Annotated in this window: 5 protein-coding genes; 2 read left to right on the top strand and 3 right to left on the bottom strand. The window is 71.1% G+C overall.

What is annotated here, in order from left to right; translation table 11 throughout:
• Nucleotides 1-152: 152 nt before the first annotated feature.
• On the bottom strand, nucleotides 153-575 hold the full coding sequence (locus tag IEZ12_RS17615; protein ID WP_189272861.1) for a thiol-disulfide oxidoreductase DCC family protein: 423 nt from the start codon (nucleotides 573-575) through the stop codon (nucleotides 153-155).
• 165 nt (nucleotides 576-740) lie between these two features.
• Here IEZ12_RS17615 and IEZ12_RS17610 point away from each other — a divergent pair, with 165 nt between their 5' ends.
• Nucleotides 741-2,384 carry an AbeC-like domain-containing protein gene (locus IEZ12_RS17610; protein WP_189272860.1) on the top strand — a complete coding sequence of 548 codons (1,644 nt, stop codon included), beginning with the start codon at nucleotides 741-743 and terminating at the stop codon, nucleotides 2,382-2,384.
• A gap of 74 nt (nucleotides 2,385-2,458) precedes the next feature.
• Here IEZ12_RS17610 and IEZ12_RS17605 read toward each other — a convergent pair whose 3' ends face one another.
• Together IEZ12_RS17605 and thrS are read right to left on the bottom strand one after the other, a co-directional pair.
• The gene (locus IEZ12_RS17605; RefSeq protein WP_043908607.1) at nucleotides 2,459-3,016 is read right to left on the bottom strand and encodes an HIT family protein; all 558 of its coding nucleotides are present in this window, start codon (nucleotides 3,014-3,016) and stop codon (nucleotides 2,459-2,461) included.
• Nucleotides 3,017-3,098: 82 nt separating this feature from the next.
• Entirely contained in the window at nucleotides 3,099-5,078 is a 1,980-nt protein-coding gene (thrS, locus tag IEZ12_RS17600; RefSeq protein ID WP_043908609.1) for a threonine--tRNA ligase, read from the bottom strand.
• Nucleotides 5,079-5,334: 256 nt separating this feature from the next.
• Here thrS and IEZ12_RS17595 point away from each other — a divergent pair, with 256 nt between their 5' ends.
• Nucleotides 5,335-6,108, top strand: coding sequence for a 3'-5' exonuclease (locus tag IEZ12_RS17595; RefSeq protein ID WP_043908611.1), 774 nt, complete (start codon nucleotides 5,335-5,337; stop codon nucleotides 6,106-6,108).
• The last annotated feature ends 66 nt before the right edge of the window (nucleotides 6,109-6,174 follow it).

The following is a 6,174-nucleotide window of genomic DNA, read 5'->3' as shown; positions in this document are numbered from 1 at the left end:
GCGCCGAGGTCCCCGAACTCGAACTCGCCCGCTACCCGCTCGACCTGCGCTCGCTGTCGCACGGAACCGGCCAGTTCACCCGCAGCTACCTGCGCCACTCGCCGATGCCCGCGCACCTCGCCGCCCAGTACGCCACGGCGGGCTGACGGCGTTCAGGAACGGCGCGGCAGCGCGCACGCCTTCGTGCCACCGGGCATCTGGTCCCGGTGGCGCGCCACCCAGCGATAGACCACGCCGGCGAGCGGGCGCACCGGCGCCAGCGCCAGCAGGCCGCCCGCCCACGCCCACGGCCCGCCCGACCGCATCAGCAGCCGCGCCACCGCCTGCGCGCCGCCGTACACCTTGCGGTCCGGCGTGATCCACAGCACCTCGCGGGACGCCCGCTCCTCCGACACCTGCCCGCCGGTGAACTCGGCCAGCGCCTCCAGATCCGCGAACTGGAACGCCACCGCCTCCCACCCCGCCGAGGACAGGCTCTGCCGCGGATAGCGCTCCGCCCACCGCACGCAGCTCGAACAGAACGCGCAGTCACCGTCGAAAACCAGCACCGGCCCCGGTGCGAACGCACTCGTCATGGCGCGATCCTAAACCCGTGCGTCGAAGTCCCCGTGGCGGGGCAACATCTCCCCGAAACCGGTTCGCGCGGCCGAGATGTGACCCAGGATCAGTTGATGATCCGCACGGGCGGGCCGCTACGCGGTAACCTGCCACAGACCATCAGGGGAGGAGGAGCTGCTCAGGTGACTCAGCTCGACATGACGCCGGGCGCGCAGGTACCACGGACGGACGTCGGTCATCAGACCGCGGTCACCCAGGCGTTCTCCTCCGCCGCCTACCGCACCGGCGACTACAACGAACTCGGGGCGCTCGCCGGGATCTCGGTCAAGCCCGGCAAGTTCGCCCTGTTCCGGCCCAGCGCCGGCGAGGCGTTCAGCCGCGCCCTGATCGACCGCACCCTCGGCGGCGGCCGCAAACCCATCGTGCCCTCGCACGGCACGGACGTCCGGATGGTCGTCGAGCACTGCCTCGCCGCCCAGGACCTGCGCGAGGCCCGCGACCGCCGGCTCGCCATCCTCAGCGTGGTCTGCGGCCTGCTCTTCCTGCCCGGCACGCTGATCTGGCTCGCCGCGTACCAGGCCCGCGCCTGGCTCGGCGCCAAGAAGTCCGCCGCCCGGGACGGCTTCATCGGCACGCTGGCCCTGCTGCTCGCCGCCGGCCTCACCCTGTTCCTGGCGATCCGCCCGCCGGCCGACGGCCTGCTCGGCCTCTACTGCCGGATCGTGATGATCGGCCCCGTCATCGGCTGGTACCTCGCCCGCCGCACCGTGGTCGCCTCCGTCATGCAGCAGCGCGCCCGCTGGGGCGACCTGGTCGGCGGCAGCGCCGTCGCCGCCGTCGTCCCGAAGGCCGTCCCCAAGGACGACCTCGACAAGAAGGCCAACGAGCTCCGGGCCGGCCTCGATCGCCTCACCCGCGAGCAGAACACCAACGTCCAGCACTACGCCGGTCCCAAGGGCATCCTCGGCATCGGCGCCCGCTGGGCCGAGTGGTCGCTGCGCGAGGACCTCCGCCCCGCCGAGGGCCACCCCGACTTCCGCACCTTCCACGTCTGGGACCTGGCCCGCCGGATCTCCGACCGCCTCGGCGCGCTCTCCGGCTCCGAAGTCCCCAACGGGGGCCTGCCCAAGCCGCAGATCAGCCACTGGGTGGTGCTCGACACCGGCGAGGGCGCCGACGAGATCGGCCGCCCCTCCGGCGCCGAGATGGACGGCGACCGGATGCGCGACTTCGCCGTCTCGGAGCTCGCCAACAAGCAGAGCGTCGGCACCGACACCCGGCACCGGATCGCCGTCCAGTTCGTCCTGCACAAGGGCCAGTTGGTCACCACCGTGGTGGTCAGCATCATGGTCCTCTCGCACAGCCTGCAGGTCACCGCCACCGCGCACGCGCTCGGCCCGATCGCCGGCTACTTCGGCGCCAAGCCCAAGACTCCCGAGAAGGACGTCCCCAAGACCCTCCGGTTCTGGGAGAACCGCACCGTCCAACTCCCCGTCGTCACCGACGACGAGATCGTCCGGCAGGCCGTCCGCGCCCCCCTTCACAAGATCCCCGGCCTGCAGAAGTGGCTCGGCGGCTCCATCGGCCTCCCCGAGCCCCTGTGCCTGCGCCAGGCCTGGGCCGACCCGGCCTGGAACAGCCGTTTCAAGTCCGACGACGCGCTGTACATCCCCACCCCCGTGGTCGGCCTGATCCACGCCGCCGTGGTCGAGTTCCTCGACGAGCACGACGTCGCCACCGACCGGATCGCCAACCGCGCCAACGTCATCCGCGCCGAGATGCAGGGCAGCCGCCCGTTCCGCGCCGACAAGTACGACGCCGGCTGACCCCGGACGCACCAACGGCAGGGGCCGTGCGGGAACACCTCCCGCACGGCCCCTGCCGTCCGCCCGTCACCGAATCAGACCGGCCACACCTCGGCCAGCACCTTCCGGGTGTCCGCCAGCAGCTGCGGCAGCACCTTGGTGTGCCCCACCACCGGCATGAAGTTGGTGTCCCCGCCCCAGCGCGGCACCACGTGCTGGTGCAGGTGCGCCGCGATCCCGGCCCCCGCCGCCGCACCCTGGTTCATCCCGATGTTGAACCCGTGCGCCCCCGACGCCGCCCGCAGCGCCGTCATCGCCTTCTTGGTGAACTCCCCGAGCTCCGCCGTCTCCGGCCCGTCCAACTCGGTGTAGTCCGCGACGTGCCGGTACGGCACCACCATCAAGTGCCCGCCGTTGTACGGGTACAGGTTCAGCACCGCGAACACCGACTCGCCGCGCTGCACGATCAGCCCGTCCTCGTCGCTCAGCTTCGGGATCGAACAGAACGGACAACCGTCGTCCGGAGCCGGCCCGGTGGGCTTGTTCTCGCCCTGGATGTACGCCATCCGATGAGGTGTCCACAGGCGACGGAAGCCGTCCGGCTCCCCCACGCCCCGCTGCAGTTCCGGCTCACTCGTCATGCCCGCCAGCATATGCTCCGCACCTCGTGAAACCAGCAGTGCGGGGCAGACTCCCGAAGGAGACCGCCCCGCACGTCACATCGCTCTATCGGTGTCAGACCTGCACCCGGCTGCGCACCGCCTCGACGATCTCGGCGATCGCCTCGGCACGCGGCACGCCGTTCTTCTGCTCGCCGTTGCGGTAGCGGAACGACACCGCGCCGGCCTCGACGTCGTCGTTGCCCGCGATCAGCATGTACGGGACCTTCGACTTCTGGGCGTTGCGGATCTTCTTCTGCATCCGGTCGTCCGAGGTGTCGACGTCCACCCGGATCCCGTGCTTCTTCAACTCGGCCGCCACCTCCAGCAGGTACGGCACGTGCTCGTCGGTGATCGGGATGCCGGTCACGGTGACGGGGGCCAGCCACGGCGGCATGGCGCCCGCGTAGTGCTCCAGCAGCACCGCGAAGAAGCGCTCGATCGAGCCGAACAGCGCACGGTGGATCATCACCGGCCGCTGCCGCGAGCCGTCCGCCGAGGTGTACTCGAGCTCGAAGCGCTCCGGCAGGTTGAAGTCGAGCTGGATGGTCGACATCTGCCAGGTGCGGCCGATCGCGTCCCGCGCCTGCACCGAGATCTTCGGGCCGTAGAAGGCCGCGCCGCCCGGGTCCGGCACCAGCGGCAGACCCTGCTTCTCGGCCACGCTGGCGAGGACCGCGGTGGCCTCCTCCCACGCGTCGTCGCTGCCGACGAACTTCTCCGGGTCTTTGGTGGACAGCTCCAGGTAGAAGTCGTTCAGACCGTAGTCGCGCAGCAGGTCCAGCACGAAGGTCAGCGTGCGGTCCAGCTCGTCGGCCATCTGCTCGCGGGTGCAGTAGATGTGCGCGTCGTCCTGCGTGAAGCCGCGGGCGCGGGTCAGGCCGTGCACCACGCCGGACTTCTCGTACCGGTACACGGTGCCGAACTCGAAGAGGCGCAGCGGCAGTTCACGGTACGAGCGGCCGCGCGCGTCGAAGATCAGGTTGTGCATCGGGCAGTTCATGGGCTTGAGGTAGTAGTCCGTGCCCTCGTCGAGCTGCATGGGGGGGTACATGCCGTCGGCGTACCAGTCGAGGTGGCCGCTGGTCTCGAACAGCTTCCCCTTGGTGGCGTGCGGGGTGTAGACGAACTCGTAGCCCTCTTCCTCGTGCCGCTTGCGCGAGTAGTCCTCCATGGTGCGGCGGATGATGCCGCCCTTGGGGTGGAAGACGGCGAGGCCGGAGCCGATCTGCTCGGGGATGGAGAACAGGTCGAGCTCGGTGCCGAGCTTGCGGTGGTCGCGCTTGGCGGCCTCCTCCAGGAAGTCGAGGTGGGCCTTCAGCTCTTCCTTGGTGGGCCACGCGGTGCCGTAGAGGCGCTGCAGCATGGGGTTCTTCTCGCTGCCGCGCCAGTACGCGGCGGCGGAGCGCATCAGCTTGAACGCCGGGATGTGCCGGGTGCTGGGCAGGTGCGGGCCGCGGCAGAGGTCGCCCCAGCAGACGTCGCCGGTCTTCGGGTCGACGTTGTCGTAGATGGTGAGCTCGCCGGCGCCGACCTCGACGTCGGCGCCGTCGCCGGCGGTCGCGGCGGAGCCCTTGAGGCCGATCAGCTCCAGCTTGTAGGGCTCCTTGGCGAGCTCCTCGCGGGCGGCCTCGTCGGTGACCACGCGGCGGGAGAACTTCTGCCCCCGCTTGATGATCTCCTGCATCTTCTTCTCGATGGTCTTGAGGTCGTCCGGGTGGAACGGCTTCTCGACGTCGAAGTCGTAGTAGAAGCCGTCGCGGACGGGCGGGCCGATGCCGAGCTTGGCCTCCGGGAAGACCTGCTGGACGGCCTGGGCCATCACGTGCGCGGTGGAGTGCCGCAGGATGTCGAGGCCGTCGGGGCTGGAGATCTCGACGGGTTCGACCTCGTCACCGTCCTGGACGGCGTAGGCGAGGTCCTTGAGCTGGCCGCCGACCCGGGCGGCGATCACGGCGCGGTCGTCGGCGAAGAGCTCGGCGGCCGTAGTGCCCGTGGTCACCACGCGCTCTTCCCGATCGGGTTCGCGGTTGATGATGATCCGGACGTCCGTCACCGGTCTCTCCTGACGTTCTGGCTATGGGGCGCAGCACAACCGCTGCGTTGTGCATGGTACCGAGCCGGGCCAGGTCCCCGTCGCCAAGGCCCGGGGCGGCCGCGGTGATCGTTCGGTCACTTTCTGCCACAAGAGGTCGCGCGGGACGGTTGACCTCCCGTCAACTGCGGTATCACTTGGACACGGCGCGGCGCTCCGCTGGTCCTCGGTGGCAGCGCCGCCCGGCAAGGGTTCGCGCGGCGTCTGAGGGGGCGTCATGCAGCAGCTCCGTTCCTGGTTCCACGGTCCGTTGGCATCGTTCGACACCGAGACCACGGGTGTGGACGTCGAGCAGGACAGGATCGTCTCGGCCGCCCTGGTGGTGCAGTCCGCCGCGGGCGGGGCGGCGGCCGTCCGCAGTTGGTTGGCCAATCCCGGTGTGCCCATTCCGGAGCAGGCCCGGGCCGTGCACGGCATTTCCGACGACCGGGTGCGGGCGCACGGCCGGCCGCCGCGCACGGTGGCGGTGGAGGTGGCGCTCGCGCTGGCCGAGCAGTCCCGCGCGGGGGTGCCGCTGGTGGTGATGAACGCCCCGTACGACCTGACGCTGCTGGACCGGGAGTTGCGCCGGCACGGGGCGGGTTCGCTGACGGAGGTGCTGGGCGGCGCGGAGCTGCTGGTGCTGGATCCGCGGGTGCTGGACAAGCAGGTGGACCGCTACCGCAAGGGCCGCCGCACCCTGACCGACCTGTGCGGGCACTACGGCGTCCCGCTGGTGGGTGCGCACGACGCGGCGGCGGACGCGTTGGCGGCAATGGAGTTGGTGCGCGCGGTGGCGTCCCGGCACCCGGAGCGGTTGGGCGGGCTGTCGCCGGCGGAGCTGCACCTGCGGCAGGCGGTGTGGCACGCGGCTCAGGCGCGCGGGCTGGAGCGCTGGTTCGAGCGGGCGGGTACGCCGGAGCGGGTGGACACGGCGTGGCCGCTGCGGCCGGCCCGCTGCCGGTGCGGCGCGCGCCTGGAGCCGGGCCACGCCTGCGAGTTGGCGGCCTGACGGGCCGCCGGGACGCCACAACGCGGAAGGCCCCGACCTGATGGTCGGGGCCTTCCGCGTTGTGCT

Origin of the sequence: Kitasatospora griseola, assembly GCF_014648555.1 — a bacterium.
Lineage (GTDB): Bacteria > Actinomycetota > Actinomycetes > Streptomycetales > Streptomycetaceae > Kitasatospora > Kitasatospora griseola.
The sequence above is the reverse complement of the archived record's forward strand: the minus strand, read 5'-3'. Positions and strand labels throughout refer to the sequence as shown.